This window comes from Actinomycetospora aurantiaca (assembly GCF_037401875.1).
Lineage (GTDB): Bacteria > Actinomycetota > Actinomycetes > Mycobacteriales > Pseudonocardiaceae > Actinomycetospora > Actinomycetospora aurantiaca.
This window is the reverse complement of the sequence record NZ_JBBEGN010000002.1, coordinates 265,441-284,056: the sequence shown is the minus strand read 5'-3', so window position 1 is coordinate 284,056 and position 18,616 is coordinate 265,441. Positions and strand designations below refer to the sequence as shown.

The 18,616-nt window shown below is 72.3% G+C and carries 25 protein-coding genes and 1 tRNA gene; 12 read left to right on the top strand and 14 right to left on the bottom strand.

The genetic code is table 11. The features are described from left to right. Positions 1-73 precede the first annotated feature (73 nt). Complete coding sequence (locus WCD74_RS05950) at positions 74-736, top strand: TetR/AcrR family transcriptional regulator (protein ID WP_337693913.1); 663 nt, start codon at positions 74-76, stop codon at positions 734-736. Here WCD74_RS05950 and WCD74_RS05945 read toward each other — a convergent pair. From WCD74_RS05945 to WCD74_RS05935, 3 genes are read right to left on the bottom strand one after another with little or no spacing between them, the layout of a single operon-like run. Further along, positions 725-1,417, bottom strand: coding sequence for a DUF3159 domain-containing protein (locus WCD74_RS05945; RefSeq protein ID WP_337693912.1), 693 nt, complete (start codon positions 1,415-1,417; stop codon positions 725-727). The genes WCD74_RS05950 and WCD74_RS05945 overlap by 12 nt on opposite strands. A 30-nt stretch (positions 1,418-1,447) precedes the next feature. After that, on the bottom strand, positions 1,448-1,879 hold the full coding sequence (locus tag WCD74_RS05940; RefSeq protein ID WP_337693911.1) for a VOC family protein: 432 nt from the start codon (positions 1,877-1,879) through the stop codon (positions 1,448-1,450). Positions 1,880-1,932: 53 nt separating this feature from the next. Continuing rightward, a complete protein-coding gene (locus tag WCD74_RS05935; RefSeq protein WP_337693910.1) occupies positions 1,933-2,589 on the bottom strand; it encodes a TetR/AcrR family transcriptional regulator in 657 nt (218 codons plus the stop codon). A 77-nt stretch (positions 2,590-2,666) separates the two neighbouring features. On the opposite strand from WCD74_RS05935, the gene WCD74_RS05930 reads away from it, so the two are divergent. Then, positions 2,667-3,551 carry an AurF N-oxygenase family protein gene (locus WCD74_RS05930; protein WP_337693909.1) on the top strand — a complete coding sequence of 295 codons (885 nt, stop codon included), beginning with the start codon at positions 2,667-2,669 and terminating at the stop codon, positions 3,549-3,551. A gap of 81 nt (positions 3,552-3,632) precedes the next feature. Here the strand turns inward: WCD74_RS05930 and WCD74_RS05925 are convergent, their stop codons facing one another. Further along, the gene (locus WCD74_RS05925) at positions 3,633-4,589 is read right to left on the bottom strand and encodes a TauD/TfdA dioxygenase family protein (RefSeq protein WP_373696036.1); all 957 of its coding nucleotides are present in this window, start codon (positions 4,587-4,589) and stop codon (positions 3,633-3,635) included. A 160-nt stretch (positions 4,590-4,749) separates the two neighbouring features. Here WCD74_RS05925 and WCD74_RS05920 point away from each other — a divergent pair, with 160 nt between their 5' ends. Further along, positions 4,750-5,838: a glycosyltransferase family 4 protein gene (locus tag WCD74_RS05920; RefSeq protein ID WP_337693908.1), complete on the top strand. Its 1,089-nt coding sequence runs from the start codon at positions 4,750-4,752 to the stop codon at positions 5,836-5,838. A gap of 4 nt (positions 5,839-5,842) precedes the next feature. On the opposite strand, the gene WCD74_RS05915 is transcribed toward WCD74_RS05920, so the two are convergent. The 5 genes from WCD74_RS05915 to WCD74_RS05895 form a co-directional block, all read right to left on the bottom strand. Continuing rightward, positions 5,843-6,376, bottom strand: a complete 534-nt coding sequence (locus WCD74_RS05915; RefSeq protein ID WP_337693907.1) for a DUF4334 domain-containing protein — start codon at positions 6,374-6,376, stop codon at positions 5,843-5,845. Between the two features lie 22 nt (positions 6,377-6,398). Then, on the bottom strand, positions 6,399-6,692 hold the full coding sequence (locus tag WCD74_RS05910) for a hypothetical protein (protein ID WP_337693906.1): 294 nt from the start codon (positions 6,690-6,692) through the stop codon (positions 6,399-6,401). Positions 6,693-6,743: 51 nt separating this feature from the next. Beyond that, the gene (locus WCD74_RS05905; protein WP_337693905.1) at positions 6,744-7,460 is read right to left on the bottom strand and encodes an alpha/beta fold hydrolase; all 717 of its coding nucleotides are present in this window, start codon (positions 7,458-7,460) and stop codon (positions 6,744-6,746) included. Between the two features lie 62 nt (positions 7,461-7,522). Then, positions 7,523-8,140, bottom strand: a complete 618-nt coding sequence (locus WCD74_RS05900) for an HAD family hydrolase (RefSeq protein ID WP_337693904.1) — start codon at positions 8,138-8,140, stop codon at positions 7,523-7,525. Next, complete coding sequence (locus tag WCD74_RS05895; RefSeq protein WP_337693903.1) at positions 8,137-8,418, bottom strand: globin family protein; 282 nt, start codon at positions 8,416-8,418, stop codon at positions 8,137-8,139. Before WCD74_RS05895 ends, WCD74_RS05900 begins: the two co-directional genes overlap by 4 nt. Positions 8,419-8,498: 80 nt before the next feature. Here WCD74_RS05895 and WCD74_RS05890 point away from each other — a divergent pair, with 80 nt between their 5' ends. After that, positions 8,499-9,584, top strand: a complete 1,086-nt coding sequence (locus tag WCD74_RS05890; protein ID WP_337693902.1) for an SPL family radical SAM protein — start codon at positions 8,499-8,501, stop codon at positions 9,582-9,584. 13 nt (positions 9,585-9,597) lie between these two features. Beyond that, positions 9,598-9,990: a VOC family protein gene (locus WCD74_RS05885; protein WP_337693901.1), complete on the top strand. Its 393-nt coding sequence runs from the start codon at positions 9,598-9,600 to the stop codon at positions 9,988-9,990. 76 nt (positions 9,991-10,066) lie between these two features. On the opposite strand, the gene WCD74_RS05880 is transcribed toward WCD74_RS05885, so the two are convergent. Together WCD74_RS05880 and WCD74_RS05875 are read right to left on the bottom strand one after the other, a co-directional pair. Next, positions 10,067-10,438 carry a VOC family protein gene (locus WCD74_RS05880; RefSeq protein WP_337693900.1) on the bottom strand — a complete coding sequence of 124 codons (372 nt, stop codon included), beginning with the start codon at positions 10,436-10,438 and terminating at the stop codon, positions 10,067-10,069. Positions 10,439-10,469: 31 nt separating this feature from the next. Then, the gene (locus WCD74_RS05875) at positions 10,470-10,748 is read right to left on the bottom strand and encodes a hypothetical protein (RefSeq protein WP_337693899.1); all 279 of its coding nucleotides are present in this window, start codon (positions 10,746-10,748) and stop codon (positions 10,470-10,472) included. 216 nt (positions 10,749-10,964) lie between these two features. Between WCD74_RS05875 and WCD74_RS05870 the strand changes: the two genes are divergently transcribed. Both WCD74_RS05870 and WCD74_RS05865 read left to right on the top strand, forming a co-directional pair. Further along, entirely contained in the window at positions 10,965-11,219 is a 255-nt protein-coding gene (locus tag WCD74_RS05870; protein WP_337694260.1) for a type II toxin-antitoxin system Phd/YefM family antitoxin, read from the top strand. Positions 11,220-11,435: 216 nt separating this feature from the next. Next, on the top strand, positions 11,436-11,912 hold the full coding sequence (locus WCD74_RS05865) for a Rossmann-fold NAD(P)-binding domain-containing protein (protein WP_337693898.1): 477 nt from the start codon (positions 11,436-11,438) through the stop codon (positions 11,910-11,912). Here the strand turns inward: WCD74_RS05865 and WCD74_RS05860 are convergent. Next, on the bottom strand, positions 11,866-12,891 hold the full coding sequence (locus WCD74_RS05860; RefSeq protein ID WP_337693897.1) for a helix-turn-helix transcriptional regulator: 1,026 nt from the start codon (positions 12,889-12,891) through the stop codon (positions 11,866-11,868). The two genes, WCD74_RS05865 and WCD74_RS05860, sit on opposite strands and share 47 nt — an antisense overlap. Positions 12,892-13,149: 258 nt before the next feature. On the opposite strand from WCD74_RS05860, the gene WCD74_RS05855 reads away from it, so the two are divergent. Genes WCD74_RS05855 through WCD74_RS05835 form a run of 5 tightly spaced genes read left to right on the top strand, consistent with a single transcriptional unit; the run spans position 13,150 to position 17,501 of the window. Next, positions 13,150-14,235: an LLM class flavin-dependent oxidoreductase gene (locus WCD74_RS05855; protein ID WP_337693896.1), complete on the top strand. Its 1,086-nt coding sequence runs from the start codon at positions 13,150-13,152 to the stop codon at positions 14,233-14,235. Between the two features lie 2 nt (positions 14,236-14,237). Next, positions 14,238-15,194, top strand: a complete 957-nt coding sequence (locus WCD74_RS05850) for a 3-carboxyethylcatechol 2,3-dioxygenase (RefSeq protein ID WP_337693895.1) — start codon at positions 14,238-14,240, stop codon at positions 15,192-15,194. Further along, on the top strand, positions 15,191-15,937 hold the full coding sequence (locus WCD74_RS05845; RefSeq protein ID WP_337693894.1) for a dienelactone hydrolase family protein: 747 nt from the start codon (positions 15,191-15,193) through the stop codon (positions 15,935-15,937). Before WCD74_RS05850 ends, WCD74_RS05845 begins: the two co-directional genes overlap by 4 nt. After that, on the top strand, positions 15,934-16,746 hold the full coding sequence (locus WCD74_RS05840; protein ID WP_337693893.1) for an alpha/beta fold hydrolase: 813 nt from the start codon (positions 15,934-15,936) through the stop codon (positions 16,744-16,746). The genes WCD74_RS05845 and WCD74_RS05840 overlap by 4 nt, the downstream gene beginning before the upstream one ends. Further along, complete coding sequence (locus WCD74_RS05835; RefSeq protein ID WP_337693892.1) at positions 16,743-17,501, top strand: 2-keto-4-pentenoate hydratase; 759 nt, start codon at positions 16,743-16,745, stop codon at positions 17,499-17,501. Before WCD74_RS05840 ends, WCD74_RS05835 begins: the two co-directional genes overlap by 4 nt. Before the next feature lie 22 nt (positions 17,502-17,523). Here the strand turns inward: WCD74_RS05835 and WCD74_RS05830 are convergent, their stop codons facing one another. Both WCD74_RS05830 and WCD74_RS05825 read right to left on the bottom strand, forming a co-directional pair. Then, entirely contained in the window at positions 17,524-17,910 is a 387-nt protein-coding gene (locus WCD74_RS05830) for a DUF4234 domain-containing protein (protein ID WP_337693891.1), read from the bottom strand. Between the two features lie 515 nt (positions 17,911-18,425). Further along, a tRNA-Thr gene (locus WCD74_RS05825) sits at positions 18,426-18,501 on the bottom strand. Positions 18,502-18,616 lie beyond the last annotated feature (115 nt).

Below are 18,616 nucleotides of genomic sequence, written 5' to 3'. Positions count from 1 at the left end.
AACGCCGTGCCGGGAAACTAGCCTGCTACGGTCCGGCTTCGCAAACGGTGGTCGCGAACGAGGAGGGTCGAGCGTGCCCACGTCGGTCTGGCTCCGTCCGGAACGCGCCGCGGTCGGACGTCCCGCGCGGCGCAGCCGCAGCGAGATCACCGCCGCGGCCGTGGCCGTGGCGGACCGGGACGGCGCGGAGGCGGTCTCGATGCGCCGGGTGGCCGCCGAGCTGGGGACCGGCGCCGGGACGCTGTACCGCTACGTGGAGACCCGCGACGAGCTGCTCGACCTCATGGCCGATCACGTGACGGGCGAGTACGCGTTCGCCGCGCCCACCGGCGACTGGCTCGAGGACCTGGTCGCGACGGCCCTGCAGGCCCGCGACATCCACCGCCGGCACCCCTGGTTGGCCGATCGCGTCCTCACCGCCCCGGGAACCGGCCCGCACGGCGCCGACCTCGTCGAGCACCACCTGGCGGTGCTGGCCGAGCACCCCGCCGACGACGGCGCCAAGCTCGTCGCGCTCGGCGTCCTCTCCGCGCTGGTCGCCACGTTCGCGCGCGCGGAGCACGCCGGACGCGACCTCGAGCGGAACGCGGAGTACATGGCGCACGTGGCCGCCGCCGGGACGCACCCGCACATCAGCGCCCTCGACGCCCCGCCGCCCGATCCCGCGCACGACCCCCTGCCCGACGTGCTGCGCCGGGTCCTGACGGGGCTGCTGCCGATCGACTCAGGGAGCTGAGCCGCGCGGCTCGTCGTCGGGAAGGGCCTGGGGGGTGACCGGGTGGCGCGGGCCGGGGTGGCCCGGCGGCAGGGCGGAGCGCACCAGCGGCCAGGAGCCGAGGACGCACACGACGACGAGCGGCCAGGTGAGCACCACCTGGGCGATCCCGAGGGCCACGGTCGCGCCGGCCCCCCAGAGCGGCAGGAACACCACCAGCCGCAGCGCGTACTGCGACGCCCACAGCCAGCTGGCCCGGCAGTAGCCGCGCACCAGGTCGGGGTCGGCCCGCCACGAGCGCGGCTTCCCCAGCGCGGCCCCCACGACGAGGCCCAGCAGCGGCCAGCGCAGCGCGATCGACACCAGCCACGCGGTGAGCGATCCGGCGTTCGCGACGATGCGCGGGAGGAAGAAGTCCTGCGCCCGCCCGGTGTAGAGGGCGATCAGGGTCGCGACGACGGCGATCAGCAGACCGACCGCGGCGCCGCGCGGACGCTCACCGCCCCGCCAGCGCACCACCGCGACGACCAGCGCGACCGCCACCGCGGCGAACCCGCCGAGCAGGATCGGCTCCCACCAGCCCAGCCAGGTGCCGACGAGCCACACGACGACGAAGGCGGCCGAGGGGACCACGGCGTCGACGACCCCGCGTCCGGAGGCGGACAGGATGTCCCAGAGCGGGTCGTCCCGGCGGCGCAACACGACCCCAGCTTAGGCTGCCCTCAGCCCTGCTCAATCCCGCAGGACCCCCGCGCCCATCGCCCGGAACTCCGGCGACGGCGTCGACGGGGACGAGACGTCGACCAGCAGACCGTTGGGGTCCGTGACCAGCATCCGACGCCGCCCGTAGAACTGGTCGCGCGGCGGAGCGACGACCGGGATCTGCTGGCGTCGGGCCTCGACGTGCAGCGCGTCCACGTCGTCGACCACGAACGTGAGGACGATCCCCGCGGGGTCGGCCCGGTACGGCGGGGGGACCGCCTCGTGGCCGACCGCCCAGATGCCGAGCTCGCACACCGCGCCGTCGGGGTCCTCCGCGGTGCGCAGGGCGACGTGGAAGTCGCTGTCGAAGGCGACCTCGAACCCGAGCAGCCGGACGTAGAAGTCGCGGGTCTCGGGCAGGCGGTCGGTGAGGATCGTCGGGAACGCGCGGCGCAGCGCCATCGGCAGCCCTCCTGGCGAGCGGGTGTCGCCCCCATCATGGGTGATCGCGCCGCTCAGGCGGTGTCCGCCCCCACCGTGTCGAGCGAATCCACGACGCCCGAGCCGATCGTCACGCCGATCACCGCCCAGCAGGCCTCCGTGAGCTGTGCACCGAGCTGCTCCACCGTGGCCCCGTGCGGCTCGTCGAGCCAGTGCGCCGCGGCGGTGTCGACCATCCCGACCAGTCCCCACGCCAGCGGGTTCGCGACCGCGGGCGGGATTTCCGCACCGAGGGAGCCGTCGACGAGCATCTGCGTGACGTGCGCGGAGACCACGCTGCGCACGTTCGTGCTCGCGGACTCGACCGAGTCCCCGCCGGAGGGCAGCGAGTTGCGCTTGAGGTACAGGTAGACGTTCGCGTGCTCGGAGAGCCACCGCAGGTGCGCCGCGAGCGCGCGCTCGAGCATCTCGCGCGGGCGCCCGGAGGGCCGCCACACCGGCTCCAGCTCGGTGACCAGCCGCTCCACCGAGCGGGCCGCGATGGCCGCCTGGAGGTCGTCCTTGCCGTCGAAGTGCCGGTAGAGCCCGGGCCGGGACACGCCGGCCTGAGCGGCGATCTGCTCGGTGGTCACGTCCGGGCCGTGCTGCTCGATCGCGACCACGGCAGCATCGACCAGCTCGAGGCGCCGCGCCTCCCGATGCCCCGCCCAGCGTCGGGTCCTGCCATCCATGGTCTTCCCAGGGTGCCGCCGACTCGTCAGTAGCACCAACTATGCGAGACATTGTGTACGGGGTACAGTCGGTCACCATGACGATCCTGGACCGGGACGCGACCGCGAGCCGCCTCCTGACCGCCAGCGCCCGCCACACCCTCGACCCGGCGATCGAGGTGGACTGGGAGGCTCCGGTCGACCCGGCGGGCTGGGCCGTCCCGCCGGAGCGGGTGTCGCTGCACGGGACGCCGCTGTGGGACGAGCTCTCCGGCGAGCAGCAGCGCGAGCTGTCCCGCCACGAGGCCGCGAGCCTGCTCTCGGTCGGCCTGTGGTTCGAGGTGATCCTCATGCAGATGCTGGTCCGCCACGCCTACGACCTCGACCTGCGCCGCCCGCACTCCCAGTACGCCCTCACCGAGGTCGGCGACGAGACCCGGCACTCGGTGATGTTCGCCCGCGCCGTCGACGCGCTCGGCTGCCCGGACTACCGCCCGCACGGCCGGCTCCACCGCCTGGGCGGGATCTACGGGCACCTCGGGTCCGGGGCCTCGATGTTCGCGTCGGTCCTCGTCGCGGAGGAGGCCACCGACCGGCTGCAGCGCGAGTCGATGCACGACGAGCGCGTCCTGCCGCTGATGCGGGCGGTCGCCCGGGTGCACGTGGTCGAGGAGGCCCGCCACGTCCGCTTCGCCCGCGAGGAGCTCGCCCGCCTCGTCCCGACGCTGTCGCGCGCCGAGCTCGAGCGGGAGCGGTGGCTGACGGCGCTGGTGTCGACGGAGGTCGTCAACTCGCTGTGGCAGGCGCGGGTCTACCGCAGCGTCGGGATCTCCGGGCGGGTCGGCCGCCGCGCCGCCCTCGCGAACCCGGAGCACCGCGCCACGAAGCGGTTCATGACGGAGAAGGTGCTCGGGTTCCTCGACGACGTCGGCATGGTCGGCGGGTCGTCGGAGCGCGTCTGGCGGCGGGCCGGCCTGCGGTAGGGCTCACCGCCGGAACGTACGAACGGGCCGCTCGTCACCGAAGAAGGTGACGAACGGCCCGTTCGTGGGTTCGGCCGGGGCTCAGTACGGCTTGCCGCCCAGGATCGCCACGCGCTCGGCGACCCGGACGTGCGAGCCGTAGTCGCCCACGGCGTAGTGCTGCGTGGCGCGGTTGTCCCAGAACGTCACGGTGCCCTCGGTCCACCGGTAGCGGACCTGGTACTCCGGGACGTGCGCCTGCGCGAACAGGTGCCGCAGCAGCGCGTCGGACTCCGCCTGCTCCATCCCCACGATCCTCGTCGTGAAGGCGGCGTTGACGAACAGCGTCCGCCGGCCGGTCTCCGGGTGGATCCGGACGACGGGGTGCGTGACCGGCGGGAACGTGTCCTCCAGCTTCTGCAGCTTGTCCGCGTCCAGGAACCGCGCGAACCCGGGCACCATGTCGTGCACCGCGACCGCGTCGTCGATCCGCGCCCGCACCTCGTCGGAGAGGTTGTCGTACGCGGCGCCCATGTCGGCCCACATCGTGTCGCCACCGAACGGCGGCGTCGTGATCATCCGCAGCACCGCCCCCATCGCGGGCGCGCGGCGGAACGACGTGTCGACGTGCCAGATGTTCTCGTAGCTCTGCGGGCCGTCGCCGCCCTTGGCGAACCGCACGACGCTCGGGTCCTCGCCCGCCTCGAGCAGCGGGTTGGTCTCCAGCTCGCCCCACTGCTGCGCGAAGGCGCGCTGCTCGACCGAGGAGAGGTGCTGCTCGGGGAAGAACAGCACCTTCCAGTTCAGCAGCGCGCGGTGCAGCTCGAGGCGCGTCTCCAGGTCGAGCGGCTGCGCGAGGTCGATCCCGGTGACCTCGGCGCCCAGGACCACTCCCACGGGCGTGACGTCGAAACCCGAGTAACAGTGCTCCGGCCCGTCACCCGGCAGGCGCAGCCGGCGCCGGCCCTCGAGGAGGTCGATGGCGGGGGTGGCACGGGGACGGCCCGTGCCCACCTCGCCGGTGGGTCCACCGGAGTCGAGGAGGGTCGTCACGTCCACCGATCTTGCGTGCTCGACGCCGGGTGCACAACCGGTCGGCGTGCGGCGCTCGCCGGTCACCGCGCGACACCCGGTCCGAACACGGAGGACACGCCCGCGACACGGGGAGACGATCACCTGCACGGCACCGGGGGTATGACCAGGCGGAGGAGATCGAACGGTGACCGACGTGCAGGTGGCTCTCCCGGAGATCCCGGTCCGCGTCCGACCCCGGGTGCTGGTGGTCGGACCCGAGGCGTCCGCGCGGGGCGGCATCGGGAGCGTCCAGCACGTCCTGGTGCGCCATGCCTCCGCGCTGGCCGAGCTCGACCTCGTCACCACCCACCGCGACGGCTCCGACCGCGTGCGCACGATGGTGCGCGGCACGCTGACCGCCGCCCGACGGATCCGGACGACCCGACCCGACGTCGTGCACCTGCACGTCTCCCAGCGCGCGTCGGTGCTCCGCAAGGGCGTGCTCGGGATGGTGGCCCGGCGGCGGGGGGTGCCGGTGGTGATGCACCTGCACGGCTCGCAGTTCCTGGACTGGTTCGACGGGCTGCCCCGCCCGGCCCGCTCCGTCGTCCGGACCCTGCTGCGCCCGCACCGGATCGTCGTCCTCTCCGAGACCCTCCGCGCGCCCTACCGCGAGCGGCTGGGCATGCCCGCCGACCGGGTCGTCGCCCTCCCGAACCCGGTGGAGTGGCCGGCTGCCGTCCGGACCCGTGCCGACGGACCGGTGCTCGCGGTGTTCCTCGGGCGGTTCGGCGTCCGCAAGGGCATCTACGACCTGGTGAACGCCTGCGCCCGCCTGTCCCCCGAGCAGCGCCGCCGGCTGCACCTCGTCGCGGCCGGGGACGGCGAGGTGGCGCAGGTGCGCGACGCGGTCGCCGCGGCCGGGGTCGACGACGTCGTCGAGGTCGCGGAGTGGCTGGACCGCGCCGAGCGTGACGACCTCCTGCGCCGCGCCCAGCTGCTGGTCCTGCCGAGCTCGCACGAGGGGCTGCCGATGGCGGTCCTGGAGGCGATGGCGTTCGGCGTGGCGCCCGTGGTCACGCCGGTGGGCGCGCTGCCCGAGCTCGTGCACGACGGCGTCAACGGGGCGGTCGTGCCGGTCGGCGACCCGGAGGCGCTGGCCCGGGCGCTCGCCGACCTGCTGGACGACGACGAGCGGCGCCACGCCCTGGGGGCCCGGGCGCGGGTCGACGCCGAGGCCTACGCGGCGCCGTGCTGGGCGGCGCGGCTGGCGGAGGTGTGGGCTGCGCGCTGATCTCTCAGCGACGGAGCACGAAGAAGTACGGCAGCGAGTCCCGCAGGTCCATGCAGCCGAGCAGCGTCGTGGCGTCGACGCGGTGGAAGACGTCGTTGATCGGCCGCGCGTCGTAGATCATCGTCGCGCTGGTCGTCCCGCGGTACTCCGTCATGCGCAGCCGCGCGGTGTACTTCGTCGTCCCCATCACCGGGCGCCCGAGCGTGATCACCTTGTGCAGCCACGGCTTCCGGGCGGCCTCCGGCAGCGGCAGGTTCATCGGGACGAGCGCGGGGTCGACGGCGAACACGTCGCTGCGGTCGGCGTTCCAGAACAGCAGCGGGTGGACCTCGTCGGCCGAGTCGAAGCGCTTGCCGGCCCACCCGGTGGCGGCGAGGAGGCCGTCCATGGGGTGGCCGGTCGGGAACTCCGACCCCCACCACTGCCCGAGCATCTCCTCGACCGTCACCGGGTCGAGCGAGTCGAACAGCGCCAGGGCCTGGTCGGTGGTGACGGGGGTCCGGGCGAGCAGGGTCGGGAAGTCCTCGACGGCGGTCATGACAAACAGTCTGGCGTGACCGTCAACGCACGTCGAGGGGCTGCTTCACGGAGCGGGCGATGAGGTCGTCCAGCGTCGTGACGAGCGTCTGCGCGGTCCGGCCCACCAGGCCCTCGAGCACGTCACGCAGCCGGCAGAGGTGCGGGAACGGGTCCCGGTGCACGCGGGCGAAGGGGGCGACCGCCAGCGCCTCGGCGTGGTCGATCAGCACCTCCAGCGCCGCCCCGCGCAGTCCCTCGTCGACGAGGGTGTCGAGCTGGACCAGGGCCGTGCGGGCGACCATGCGGATGCGGGTCGCGTCGGACATCACACTCACGTCGAGTGACGATAGAACGACTCAGAGTGATTGGCGCCGGCGTTCACCCGGTCAGGACGGCGTGTGCACCTCGAGGAAGCTCGCGATCGACTCCCGCGCCGCCTCGTTGTACTCCGGGGCCTTCCACCGCTCGACCAGCGTGGCCTGCGGTGCCACCTCCGCGAGCATCGCCGAGGCCGACGCCGGGTGCGGCTCGTCCCCGCCCGCGAACACCAGCAGCGGGACGTCGAGCCGCGCCACGGCCTCGTCGGGAACGCTGAAGAGGGTGTGGTCGGCGCCGTAGAGGTTCTGCCGGAACGCGTCCCAGTCGGCGTCGGAGGCCTCGGGGTGGTCGGCGGCCCGGTCCTTCGCGAAGTCGTCGAAGGTGCCGTGGAAGAGCTCGCGGTTGCCGTCCAGGCCGATGGGCTGCAGCACGACGGCGGCGGCCACGCGGTCGGGTGCGCGCCGGACCAGGTTCGCGATGAACGACCCGCCGATGCACATCCCGACGAGGTGGCACCGCTCGATGCCGAGGTGGTCGAGCAGGGCGAGGTGGTCGTCGGTGTAGCTGTCCCAGCCGTCGTCGGCGGTGACCGGCGCCCACGACTCCCCGGCGTTGCGCTGGTCCATCAGCACCACCCGGTGGTCGCCGGCCAGCGCCTCCGGGACGTCCCACGGCGCCGCGGACCACCACTCGATCGCCGAGCGCAGCCCGCCCGGCGCGAACGCCAGCACCGGGAACCCCTCGCCGCGCTCCTCGTGGTGGATGCGGACGTCCCCGTTCTCCATGATCGCCACGTCCCCGGCTTCCCGACGGCCGGTCGGCGCACGCCTGCGACGCCGGACGCGGTTCACCGGTCGAGCATCGCCCGCCCGAGCGCGTACGCCTCGCGCAGGTCGTTGCCGCGGTAGTCCGCGGCGGCCTCCAGGGCGGGACGCGCGTTCACCGCGACGGTGTGCGTCAGGTGCGCGAAGAGCGGGACGTCCGTGCCCGAGTCGCCGTAGGCCACGCACCGACCCGTCGTCAGGCCGAGGCTCTCGCGCTCCGCGTCGGCCAGCCGGACCTTGTCGGCCGGCGTCAGGATGGCTGCGGGGTCGATCGGGTCGGACCAGACGGAGCCGTGGACGACGTCGATGCCCCGCTCGAGCAGGTGCCGCGCGAAGAACGTCGGCGACAGGGTCACGAGCATCGACCTCTCGCCGCGCGCCGAGATGTCGGCGCACACCTCGTCGATGCCGTCCATCCACGGGGCGTCCGCCACGACCTCGGCGACCAGCGCCGGGTCGAGCTCGCCCCACGCCTCCCGCACCGCCACAGCGAACTCCCAGGGCTCGAGCTCGCCGTCGTCGAACCGTCGTTCCAGGTCCTGGAGGGCCGGCTCGCAGTCGAGACGCCGACTGATCTGCAGCGCCGCGGACGTGCCGCGCAGCAGCGTGCCGTCCATGTCGAACACGTGCAGGGCGCTCACGACGGCTGGTACGGCGGCGCGACGCCCCAGCCCCAGCGCGGGACCGGGGCCTGCTCGACGACCTCCGCGTCCGGCTGCGAGTTGTGCATCGCCAACCGCGTGCCCCACTCCACGTAGCCGACGAAGGCCGCGCGGAACTCGGGATCGTCGGGGAGCCCGGCGTCGTCCGCCGCCCGGCTCATGGTCTCGGCGAAGCGGCGGCGCTGCTCCGGGGTGATGCCCAGGCCGCGGTGGTGGGCGAGCATCCCTCCGGCCCACTCGTACAACGTCGGCGTCACGTGCAACACCGTAATCAGCGGCACCCGTCGTCGTCACCGGGTTTCCGGAGCGAGCGACCCTCCGCCGGGTATCCGCGTCGATGACCGCGCCCGCACGTCCCACCGCCCGTCCGCACAAGGCGTGGGTGCCGAAGCACGTCCGCGTCACCCGGGCCGCGCAGGAACACCCGCACGCCGACGAGATCGTGCGGCGTTGCGAGACGCTGGGCTGCGACGACATCGAGCTGCTCAACACCGACCGGGTCACCGGGGTGAAGGGCGCGACCGAGCGCGAGACCTACGCCCGGGCGAAGGCGACGCTCGCCGTCGTCGTGAGCCCGGACTCCGCCCGCAAACTCGACCCGATCCCGCCGTCGGCGGACTGGCGCGTCGACCTCGCCCGTGGTTGCCCGGCGCACTGCCAGTACTGCTACCTCGCGGGGTCGCTGACCGGCCCGCCGATCACCCGCGTCTACGCCGACCTCGACCGCATCCTGGCCAACCTCGACGGCTACGTCGGACAGGGGCACGTGACTTCGACGAACCTGCAGCGTGCGCACGAGGGCACCACCTTCGAGGCCTCCTGCTACACCGACCCGCTCGGGATCGAGCCGGCGACCGGATCACTCGCCGCCGCCATCTCGCACGTGGGGACGCACGACTGGTCCGGACCCGTCCAGCTCCGCGCGACGACGAAGTTCGCGGACGTCGAGCCGCTCCTCGACCTCCCCCACCACGGCCGCACCCGCCTGCGCTTCTCGCTCTCGCCGTGGCCGCGCTACGAGGGCGGCACCGATCCGGTCGCCGCGCGGATCGCCGCGCTGGGCACGCTGGCGTCGGCGGGCTGGCCGGTCGGCATCACGCTCGCGCCGATCATTCCCGACGGCGGGTGGGAGACGGCGTACTCGTCGCTGCTCACGGGCGTCGCCGCGGTGGTGCCCGCCGACGCCGACCTGACGATCGAGTGCATCACCCACCGCTTCACGCCGGGCAGCCGCGAGACGCTCGAGGGCTGGTACCCGGCGTCGAAGCTGGAGATGGATCCCGACCAGCGCAAGGAGAAGCGCGGCAAGTTCGGGTCGGTGAAGCACATCTATCCCGACGACGTCATGGGTCGGTTGCGCTCCACGATCACCGACCAGATCGACGAACACCTGCCGCAGGCCCGGCTCCTCTACTGGACCTGAGACGCTGTCGGGCGTGTCAACGGTCTGGCCGGTCCTGCACTACGACGACACCGAGGCGGCGCTGCGGTTCCTGGTCGACGTCGTGGGGTTCGACCAGTCGGTCGTGGTGCGCGACGACGTCGGCGACGTGGTGCACGCGGAGCTGGCGTGGCCGGGCGGCGGGACGGTGCTGTTCGGCGGGACGAAGCACGTGGGGGGCGCGCACTCCGGCCTGCGGGCGGGCGCGGTGTACCTGGTGACCGAGGACGTGGACGGCGTCCATGCGCGGCTCGTGGCGGGTGGGGCCGACGTGGTCGCGGCGCCGCACGGGACGGAATTCGGCGCCGGGGGCCCGACCTACGCCTGCTCGGACCGCGACACGGAGGGCAACCTGCTCACGTTCGGCACCTACCGTGGCGCCGCCTGACCACGATCACGAGTTCGGGAGCGACACGCGCAAGATCTGCTGCGACTCGCCCCCGAAGTCCTGATCTTGCTCGGCGTCACGCGGCGGGCAACACGCAGAACTCGTTGCCCTCGGGGTCGGCCAGCACGACCCACGGATGCTGCGGCGCCTCGTCGATCACGGTCGCCCCGAGGCCGACGATCCGGTCGCACTCGGCCCGCTGGTCGCCGTCGTCGGGAACGCGCAGGTCGAGGTGCATCCGGTTCTTGCCCTCGGTCGGCGCCTCGACCGCCTGGAACAGGAGAACGGTGTCGCCGACGAGGGCGACCTCCACGTACGGCGTCCCCTCGGCGTCGTCCCACCGTCGCACGATCTCCGACCCGAGCGCGGCCGCCCAGAAGGAGGCCAGTCGCTCGGGATCGCGCGCATCGACGGCCACCGCGACCGTGCTGAGCCGGGTCGCTGCCATGTCCCCACGGTGGCCGGGATCGGTCAGGACCTCAACTCCGGTCGCTCGCGCCGACCTCGAGGTTGCGGTGCGCCGCGATCACGGTGCCGAGCGCGCGGGAGCCCTCGGAGACGGTGTCGTTGCGCTTCCCGGAGACCTGCTCCACGGCGCCGTCGAGCAGTTCGGCGACCCGTGCGAGGTCCTCCAGGACGCTGCCGGCCCAGTCCTGCGGGTCCTGGTCAGTAGGGCACAGGTCGCGCCCGTGCCGGGTGAGCTGCTCGAGCGCGTCCACCGCGCCCTGGGCGGGGTTCGTTCCTTCTTCAACAGCCATCGGTCCCCGTTGTACGGGACGCCGTCGGGGGTCCGCAGAACGGCCAAGGGCCCACCTTGCCCGTCGCCACTGCGCGAGAGTCGACGGCGGGAGCTCCGTCGCCAGCCCCTCGGCGCCGCCTCGAAGACGACCCACTGCAGCAGCCCGATCCCTGCGCTGCAGCTGGGGCGGAGGCCGGCTGGCCTAAGGTCCTGACCAAGGAGGTGGCCCGTGTCGATGGAGCGAAATTGGGAAGCGTTCGACATCCACGAGGCGAAGACCAACCTCTCCCGGATCATCGAACGGGTCGAACGGGGCGAGGAGGTCGTCATCAGCCGCGCCGGGACCCCAGTGGCGAAGGTCGTCCCGCTCGAGCCGCGTACTCGACGGACCGCCCGCGGTTCGCTGGCCGGTCGGATCGACCTGTCCGCCGGCTGGGACTCCGCCGAGACCAACGCGACGATCGCTCGCGATTTCGGCCTCGTGACCTGAGCGCCGTCGACCTCCTCCGCCTCTGATCGATATCGGGACCGGTAGCCACATCCCCCGCGCCGCCTTCCCGCAGGTCGACGGGCACGGGGGAATGTTGTAGTGACTCGAACTTTCGTGTAGCACTAGCAGGGAGGCGGGACTGCGCGAGCCGAGCGTGGTGACGTCGAGGCTCAGAAGCAGGCGCTGCGCGAGGCGTACCGCGGCGCCGAGTGGAAGGTGCCGCAGCTGCTCGCGGCCCTCCCGGACGCCCGGGACTTCCACCTCGACTCCATCAGCCGCGTCCACGTCGACCGCTACTCGCGCGGGCGGGTCGTGCTCGTCGGCGACGCGGCCTACGGCAACGCGCTCGGCGGGTTCGGCACCGGCCTGACGATCGTGGGCGTGTGTGTCCTCGCGGGCGAGCTCATGACGGCGGGTGGTGACCGTGAACGGGCGTTCGCGGCCTACGACCGGAAGTTCCGCGGCTACGCGAAGGTCGCCGAGAAGGTCAACGCCGGTGCGCTGCTGGCCCCGTCGAGCCGGTCGCGCATCTGGTTGCGGAACAAGCTCTTCTCGGTCGCGCCGCTGTTCACCCGTGTCATGGCGTTGATGGACCGCTTCGCGACCGACATCGAGCTGGAGGACTACCCGTCGTCCGCTCCCGGCGCTACCTCGGTGATCGCGACGGCGCCCGCAACGTCTCCACCGGACTGACCCCGTAGCGCGCCTGGTAGGTCGCCGTGAACCGCCCGTAGTGGTTGAAGCCCCAGCGGCGGGCGATCCGCGACGCCGTGGTGTGGTCCGGGTCGCCCTCCTGGAGGTCGCCGTGCGCCCGCGCGAGCCGGTGGCCGCGGAGATAGGCCATGGGCGACGTCCCGACGTGACGGCGGAACCCCTCCTCGAGGGCGCGCACACTCAGCCCGACCGCGTCGGCGAGGTCGGTGACCGAGACGATGTCCGTCGCCCGGCTCTCGATGAGGTCGATGACGTTGCGGATGTTCGCGGGCTTCTCGGCGCGCCGGGAGTCGGTGAGCCGGTCGGTGTAGTTGTGCGGTTGCGCTCGCAGCAGGCCGGTCATCGCCAGGTTCGCGAGACCGCCCGCCATCACCGGGTCGGCCGTCATCCCGTCCGGCCGGTCCAGCTCGGAGCGCAGCAGCTGGAGGGTGCGCAGGAACGATCCGCCCCGCGGTGCCTCGAGGTCGATGGGGAAGTCGAAGCGCAACGGGTCGACCGGCGCCGCCCCGAGCAGGGTGGACAGCACGCCCTCGAGCGCGGCGGGTTCGAAGCGGGCGGTGACGAGACGACAGTCCTCGCTCCAGTCCTCGAAGAAGACGGGCTCACGCGGCGAGACGACGACGCCGCGGCCACGTGACACGACGACGGAGTCCTGCTCGGACCCGACCCGGAGGTGCCCCACGCCGGCGAAGACCACCACGTGGTAGCCGGGCGGCGGTGCGTAGAGCCGGACGTCCGTGCCCATCTGGCAGTAGCCGAAGTCCAGTCCGGGCATGCCGTTGGTCCACAACTGCAGGTCGAGGCGCTGCGAGCGGTCGGCCACCTGCAGCTTATGCGGGGCGTAGGCCCGCGAGATCGCCGCACTGGCCTCGTCGACATCGCTCGTGCGGACGAGGGTTCCGGCCGGCGGACGGACCTCGGCCAGGATCTCGTGCTCGGCTGATTCGCCCGGCTCCATCGCCGCGAACCCCTCCTCGCTCGTCGGCCACCGAGCCGGCTCGACGTCGGCGATCGGAGTCCGTCGATTCTAGGGCGCGCGCGCTCGACGATAAGCCGGTTCTCGCCGTCGAGCAGCCGATGTGCGCGGACGCCCAGCCGCTCGAGCCGTCGCGCGAGAAGCGGACGTCATCGAGCGAGGAACGGCTTGGTGGGCCCGTCGGGCCGCTCCTAGCGTGATCCGCGCCTCAGCCGGTCGACGATGAACGGAGTTCTTCCCGTGGTGAAGTCGTGGCTCTTCGAAATCTTCAGCTACCCCTACGACCCGGATCCGGCGAAATTCGACCCCCAGCTCTGCAAGGAACTGTACGACTGGAAGCTCGATTCGTGGGTCGCCGCCGAGGACCTGGGGTTCGACGGGGTGTTCTTCTCGGAGCACCATTTCACGCCGTACAGCATCAGCCCGTCGCCGAACCTGCTCGTCGCGACGCTCGCGCAGCGGACCTCCCGGATGCAGCTCGGCGTGATGGCCAACATCACCGCCTTCCACAACCCGCGCCGCCTCGCAGAGGAGGGCGCGATGCTCGACCACCTCACCGGCGGCCGGCTCGAGGTCGGCATGGGGCGCGGCGTCGACGAGCCGGAGTTCCTGCGCGAAGGCGTCAAGATGGAGGAGACCCGCGGGCGGTTCGAGGAGTCCGTGGCGCTGATCCAGACCGCGTGGAAGGAACCGGTCTGGTCCTATCACGGCGAGTACTACCACTACGACCAGGTAGGTATCTGGCCCCGGCCGCTGCGGCCGGAACTGCCGATCTGGGTGACCGCGCTCAGCCCGAAGACCGTGAGCTGGGCGGCACAGCAGAACTTCAAGTTCACGTCGGTCTTCTCGCCGACGGACGAGATGCGCACGATCTTCGAGGGCTACAAGAAGGCCGCGGCCGAGGCGGGCCGCGAGGCGGAGCCCACCGAGATGGGTGTGTGCCGCAACGTGTTCATCGCCGATTCCGAGCAGGAGGCGCGCGATCTCGCCGAGCCCGCCTTCGACAACCTGTTCGCGACGTTCAAGGAGGCCGCGGTCTTCTCGGATCTCGACAACGTCCCCGCGGGCTACGAGCACTACCAGTCGTTCTTCCGGCCGTTCGCCGGCGACAGTGTCTCCTTCGACGCCCTCGTCGAGATCGGGGCGATCTGCGTGGGTACCCCGCAGACGGTGCGGGACCAGATCGTCAGCCAGGTGGAGACGATCGGCTGCGGGAACTTCCTGCTCTGGGGCTCCTTCGGGAACCTCACCAAGGACCAGACGATGCGCTCGTACCAGCTCTACGGCGAGCACGTGGTGCCCGCCCTGCAGTCGTTGACGGTGTGACCGTGGGCGCGGACCTCGCCCTCTGTTGCCTGTCGCACACACCGTTGTTGCGGATCGCGGACCCGGGGGACGACGTGCGGCGTCGCGTCGACGAGGCATTGCGCGAGGCCCGGGAGTTCGTCACGGCCTTCGACCCGGACCTCGTCGTCGTCTTCGGCCCGGACCACTACCAGGGCTTCCGGTACGACCTCATGCCGCCGTTCTGCGTCGGGACGGCGGCCGCGGCGATCGGCGACTACGGGACCACCGCGGGCGACCTCGACGTCCCGCAGGCGCTGGCCGACGATCTCATCGCCTACCTCCTTGAGGCGGACCTCGACGTCGCCGTGTCCGAGACGATGGTGGTGGACCACGGCGTCGCGCAGCCGCTGGACATCCTGTTCGGCCCGTGTCTCGCGACCCCCGTCATCCCGGTCTTCGTCAACTCGGTCGCCGCGCCCCTGGGCCCGATGAGACGGATCCGGCGGCTCGGGCACGCCGTCGGACAGTGGGCGCAGCAGCTGGACCGCAAGGTCCTGTTCGTCGGCTCCGGCGGCCTGTCCCACGACGTCCCGGTGCCGCGCCTGCGGGAGGCCCGCCCGGAGGACGTGGAATTCCTGGTGCGCCGGCGACGCACCCCGGCCGAGCAGCATGCCCGCGAGGACGCGGTCCACCAGACGGGCCGGCAGTTCGCCCGCGGTGAGACCGCGCTGATGGACCTGAATCCCGACCTGGACCGGGAGATCCTCGACAGGCTTGAGGCCGGGGATCTCGACTACTTCGACTCGCTGAGCGTGGACCGGCTCGGCGAGCTGGGCGGCAGCTCGATCCACGAGGTGCGCACCTGGGTCGCGGCGCACGCCGCGCTCGGGACCGTCGGGCCGTACCGGACCGGGTCGTCGTTCTACCAACCGGTCCCGGAGTGGATCGTCGCTTTCGGGATCACCACGGCGCTACCCCGAGGAGAGGCAGGACAGTGATCGAGAAGGAACTCGAGGTGCCGACCGCGGACGGTCCCATGGCCGTCGCCGTACGCCACCCCGACGGCGCGGGCCCCTTCCCCGTGGTGGTCGTCTTCCACGACGGGCCCGGGCTGCGGCCGGACATCTACGACATCCTGACGACGGTGGCGGGCGGCGGCTACTACGCCGTCATGCCCGACCTGTACCACCGGATCGGCCCGAAGATCTCGTTCGATCTGGCGGGCATCGGCGCGGGCCCGGGATCGCCGGAGTTCGAACGGCTGATGGCCGCGGTCGGCTCCCTGTCCGACGACGAGGTGCTCGCCGACACCGCCGCACTGCTCGACGTCGTCGGCGCGGACCCGGCGGCACGCTCCGACACGAAGGGGGTGGTGGGGTTCTGCGTGGGTGCGCGGCTCGCCTTCCGCCTGCTCGCCGCCCGCCCGGACGAGTTCACGGCCGGCTCGACGATGCACCCGTCCTTCTGCGTCACCGAGGAGGAGGACTCCCCGCACCGGAGCGTCGGCGCGCTGTCGGCCGAGCTGTACGTCGCCTTCGGGGCAGCGGACACCCTCGCGTCCCTGGAACACAACAAGCCGTTGCGCGACGAGTTGACCCGCCCCTCGGTGACCGCCACCGTGGAGGTCTTCGAGGGAGCCGACCACGGGTTCATGTTCCCGGGGATGCCCGCGTACCACGAGCACGGAGCCGCCGTGTCGTGGCAGCGCACCTTCGGCCTGTTCGCGCGGGCGTTGGCGTGAGGATCGACGAGCTGACCACGGGTTCGGACACGACGCACCTGTCGACCTGCGGCGACGACGACGGTGAACCGCTCCTGTTCCTGCACGGCACCGGGCCGGGCGCCACCGGCTCACAGGCGTTCCGGCCGATCCTGCCCGCGCTCGACGGGTTCCGGTGCCTCGTCCCCGACCTGGTCGGGTTCGGGCGGAGCAGCCACCCCGAGGACGTGGCGATCGGTCCGGGCCCGTGGTTCGCGCGGCGGGTCGACGCGGTGCTCGCACTGCTGGACGTGCTCGGCCTGCACCGGGTCCATCTGGTCGGGCACTCCTACGGCGCCCGGCTCGCGCTGGAACTCGCCCTCCGCGTGCCCGAGCGCGTCGGGCGGGTCGTGCTGATGGCGGCCGGTGGCACCCCGGTGAAGCCGAACCTCACGACCTTGACCGACTTCTACCGGACCCCGGACGAGGCCGGCATGCGCACCCTGGTCGAGGTGCAGCTCTCGCGCGACGTGCCCGACATCGAGGACGTCGTCGTGCAGCGTCTCGCCGTCGCGCTCCGCCCGGAGGTCCGGCGGTCCTTCCAGGCCGCGACCGGAGCCGGCGACCCCATGCCGATCTACGACGAGACCGTGCTCCCGGGCGTCCCGCACCGGGTCCTCGCCGTGCACGGGAAGGACGACGCGACCATCACCGTCGATGCGTCGCTCTTCCTCGCCGAGCACCTGAGGCGGTCGGACCTGCACCTGTTCGCCGACTGCGGCCACCTCCTGCAGTTCGAGGTCCCGACGAGGCTCGGTGCGCTGGTCCACGACTTCCTGACGGTTCCGTGACCGTCTCCGACCTCGCGGCCCGCCTCGCGACGGCGCGGGCGGACCGCCGGGCCATCCCGAGGCTCACCGACGAGTTCCCCGGGCTCGACATCGCCACCGGCTACCGCGTCCAACGTGAGTCGCGGGCCGGTGCGGGGCCCCTCGCCGGGTGGAAGCTCGGACTGACCTCCCGCGCCAAGCAGTCCCAGGTCGGCGTCACCGCCCCGATCTGCGGCTTCCTCCCCGCGGCGGGTGCGCTCGATCCGGGTGCGCCGTTGGACACCGCGGCGCACATCCAGCCGCGCTGCGAGCCGGAGATCGTCTTCGTCCTCGGTCGCGACCTCCGCGGTCCCCACGTGACCACGGACGACGTCCTCGCCGCGTGCTCCGGGGTCGCCGTCGGCATCGAGGTCCTCGACTCGCGGTTCCTCGACTACGACTTCGACACCGCCGACGTCGTCGCCGACAACACCTCGGCGAGCCGGTTCGTCGTCGGAACCCCGGTGTCGCCCGCCGGCATCGACCTCCGGCTCGTGGGCGTCGTGTGGGAGCACGACGGCGAGGTGGTCGCCACCGCGGCCGGCGCCGCATCCCTCGGACATCCTGCCGCCGCCGTCGCGTGGCTCGTGCGCACCCTGGCGGTCGAGGGCGAGGGGTTGACCGCGGGTCAGGTGGTGTTCTCCGGCGGTCTCACCGCTGCCACCCCAGTCGGCCCGGGCGACGTCGTGCGGGCCACGATCGACCGCCTCGGGTCGGTCGAGCTCCGCTGTCTGTGAGGTCGTCGAGGTTCCCGATGGGTCAGGCGCGCAGGGCGATCTCGGCGCCGGCGGGAGCGCCGTTGTAGGCGTCGACGACCTTGTTGAGCTCGCTCTGGTAGTAGAGGGAGACCAGCCCGAAGACGAAGCACAGCAGCAGGCCGATCCCGGCGCTGCAGCTGGGACGGAGGCCGGCGGCGCGCTGCGCGTCCGCGATCCGGTTGCCGGTGTTGTAGAGCGAGACGAGCGGCGCGACGATCGTCCAGCTGAGGAAGAGCAGGACCAGCATCGGGCCGGCGACCGGGATGTCGCGGCGGCGGTCGAACTCGGCCATCTCGCGGTGGATCTTGTAGTACCAGACGTAGGTGTAGATGCCGAAGGTGATCAGCGGCAGGCCCAGCCAGACCCCGACCGGGTTGCGGCGCTTCATGGCGAGCCCGGTGGGCGCCTGCGGGGCGACGAGTCCGTACGGACGGTGCGCGACCTCGGCGCGGATCGGGACGTGCCGAGGCTGCTGGTACTGCGGTGGGACGTACAGCCGGTCGGTGACGTCCGAGGCGCCGGGACCCTCTTGGGCCGGCGGCGCGACCGCGGGCCGACCCTGCCCCCGAGGCGGAGTCGCGTGGCGACCGCCCTGGCGAGGTGCGGAGTCAGGCGCAGCAGTCATCTCGTGGTTCCCCCGACGGTCAGAGTGGTGGCTCCGTCGTCGCCGGAGTCGTCCGGGTTGTCGCTCGGTTCGCGGTCGTCGTTAGCGGCCGTTCGGGTGCAACGACTCGGTCCAGGAAGCGGGGCGTGTCGGCCCTCGTGGACGAGGCCGCCGACCATGATCGGAACTTCAGTGGCGACACGCCGACGATCTGCGGCGTGTCGTCACTGAAGTGCTGATCTTGCTGGAGCAGCCGACCGCGACCCGCGTTCACCGTCGTCGGGAAGGGCCTGTTGAGCTGGAGCCGGCGCGGGGAATCGAACCCCGGACCTTTCGCTTACAAGGCGAGTGCTCTGCCGATTGAGCTACGCCGGCACTGAGGCACCATCGTAGGCGAGGGCCGGCTCACATCGCCGGTCGCCCGGTCGGTCGACAACGACGCCTGCCCGCCTGCGTCCCACGAGGTGCCAGCGAGATGAAGATTCCCGGC

Coding starts and splice junctions, on each gene's coding strand:
- WCD74_RS05935 (WP_337693910.1), bottom strand. CDS start 2,589: ATGGATGGCAGGACCCGACGCTGGGCGGGGCATCGGGAGGCGCGGCGC.
- WCD74_RS05860 (WP_337693897.1), bottom strand. CDS start 12,891: ATGGAGCCGGGCGAATCAGCCGAGCACGAGATCCTGGCCGAGGTCCGT.
- WCD74_RS05930 (WP_337693909.1), top strand. CDS start 2,667: ATGACGATCCTGGACCGGGACGCGACCGCGAGCCGCCTCCTGACCGCC.
- WCD74_RS05890 (WP_337693902.1), top strand. CDS start 8,499: ATGACCGCGCCCGCACGTCCCACCGCCCGTCCGCACAAGGCGTGGGTG.
- WCD74_RS05830 (WP_337693891.1), bottom strand. CDS start 17,910: ATGAAGCGCCGCAACCCGGTCGGGGTCTGGCTGGGCCTGCCGCTGATC.
- WCD74_RS05875 (WP_337693899.1), bottom strand. CDS start 10,748: ATGGCTGTTGAAGAAGGAACGAACCCCGCCCAGGGCGCGGTGGACGCG.
- WCD74_RS05940 (WP_337693911.1), bottom strand. CDS start 1,879: ATGGCGCTGCGCCGCGCGTTCCCGACGATCCTCACCGACCGCCTGCCC.
- WCD74_RS05905 (WP_337693905.1), bottom strand. CDS start 7,460: ATGGAGAACGGGGACGTCCGCATCCACCACGAGGAGCGCGGCGAGGGG.
- WCD74_RS05880 (WP_337693900.1), bottom strand. CDS start 10,438: ATGGCAGCGACCCGGCTCAGCACGGTCGCGGTGGCCGTCGATGCGCGC.
- WCD74_RS05870 (WP_337694260.1), top strand. CDS start 10,965: ATGGAGCGAAATTGGGAAGCGTTCGACATCCACGAGGCGAAGACCAAC.
- WCD74_RS05915 (WP_337693907.1), bottom strand. CDS start 6,376: ATGACCGCCGTCGAGGACTTCCCGACCCTGCTCGCCCGGACCCCCGTC.